This window comes from Planosporangium thailandense, from assembly GCF_011947195.1.
Taxonomy (GTDB): domain Bacteria; phylum Actinomycetota; class Actinomycetes; order Mycobacteriales; family Micromonosporaceae; genus Planosporangium; species Planosporangium thailandense.
Window position 1 is genome coordinate 1 of sequence record NZ_JAATVY010000070.1, and the last position, 1630, is coordinate 1630.

Consider the following 1630-nt stretch of genomic DNA (forward strand, 5'->3'; position numbering starts at 1 on the left):
AGGAGGACGTCGGAGAACGATGAAGATCGTCGTACTCGTCAAGCAGGTGCCGGACTCCGGCGCGGAGCGCAACCTGCGCAGTGACGACAACACCGTCGACCGGGGGTCGGCCAACAATGTGATCAACGAGATGGACGAGTACGCCATCGAGGAGGCCCTGCAGGTCCAGGAGCGCCACGGCGGCGAGGTGGTGGTGCTGACGATGGGTCCGGCGCACGCGACCGAGTCGATCCGCAAGGCGCTGTCGATGGGGCCGGACGCGGCGGTGCACGTCGTCGACGACGCCCTGCACGGCTCGTGCGCGGTGGCCACCTCGAAGGTGCTGGCGGCGGCGATCCGTCAGCTGGCCCCGGATCTGGTCATCTGCGGTGCGGAGTCGACCGACGGTCGGGTGCAGGTGCTGCCGCACATGATCGCCGAGCGGCTCGGGGTCGCGGCGCTCACCGGTGCCCGCAAGCTCACGGTGGAGGGGTCGACGCTGACGATCGAGCGGCAGACCGAGGAGGGCTACGAGGTCGTCACGGCGTCCACGCCGGCGGTGGTGAGCGTGTGGGACACCATCAACGAGCCGCGGTATCCGTCGTTCAAGGGCATCATGGCGGCCAAGAAGAAGCCGCTGGAGACGAGGTCGCTGGCCGACCTGGGTGTCGACGCGGCCGAGGTGGGGTTCGCCGGCGCGACCAGCGCGGTGGTGGCGCACAGCAAGCGTCCGCCGCGGCAGGCCGGTAACAAGGTCACCGATTCCGGGGACGGCGGCGTGCAGCTGGTGGCGTTCCTGGCGTCCGAGAAGTTCGTCTGAGAAGGGGCCGATCAAGATGGCAGAGGTACTCGTCGTCGTCGAGGCCACGCAGGCGTTCGGCGTCAAGAAGGTCACGTGCGAGCTGCTGACCGCGGCCCGGGCGTTGGGCGAGCCGGCGGCGGTCGTGCTCGGCGGGCCGGGTGCGGCCGCGGCGATGGCCGACAAGCTCGCCGAGTACGGCGCGGGCAAGATCTACGCGGCCGAGAGCGAGGAGATCACCGGTCACCTGGTGGCGCCGAAGGCGACCGTGCTGGCCGCCCTGGTGAAGCGGGTGGCGCCGGCCGCGGTGCTGCTGGCGGCCAGCCAGGAGGGCAAGGAGATCGCCGGGCGGCTGGCGGTCAAGCTCGACAACGGCATCCTCACCGACGCGGTCGGCCTGGACGCCGACGGCACGGCCACCCAGGTGGTGTTCGCCGGGTCGACGATCGTGCAGTCGAAGGTCACCAGGGGCATCCCGCTGGTCACGCTGCGGCCCAACTCGGTCACGCCGGAGGCCGCCCCGGCCAGCCCGGTGGTGGAGCAGCTGACCGTCGAGCTGACCGACGCGGACAAGCTCGCCACGGTGGTCAACCGGGTCGCCGAGCAGAAGGGCTCCCGGCCGGAGCTCACCGAGGCCTCGATCGTGGTCTCCGGCGGCCGCGGCGTGGGCAGCGGCGACAACTTCAAGCTGGTCGAGGAGCTGGCCGACCTGCTCGGCGCCGCGGTCGGGGCGTCGCGGGCCGCGGTCGACTCCGGCTTCTACCCCCACCAGTTCCAGGTCGGCCAGACCGGCAAGACGGTCTCGCCGCAGCTGTACATCGCGCTGGGCATCTCCGGCGCGATCCAGCACCG

Annotated in this window: 2 protein-coding genes; both read left to right on the plus strand. The window is 71.2% G+C overall.

Translation table 11 applies throughout. The annotated features are described in order from the left end of the window. The first annotated feature begins 19 nt into the window (after positions 1-19). Positions 20-799 (plus strand): electron transfer flavoprotein subunit beta/FixA family protein, encoded by a 780-nt coding sequence (locus tag HC031_RS32130; protein WP_167929222.1) that lies wholly within the window; start codon positions 20-22, stop codon positions 797-799. 16 nt (positions 800-815) lie between these two features. Then, a partial coding sequence (locus HC031_RS32135; protein ID WP_167929223.1) for an electron transfer flavoprotein subunit alpha/FixB family protein occupies positions 816-1630 on the plus strand: 815 nt, incomplete at its 3' end.

What these genes read in the sequence shown, in the direction of transcription:
- HC031_RS32130 (WP_167929222.1), top strand. Translation starts at nt 20, where the DNA reads ATGAAGATCGTCGTACTCGTCAAGCAGGTGCCGGACTCCGGCGCGGAG.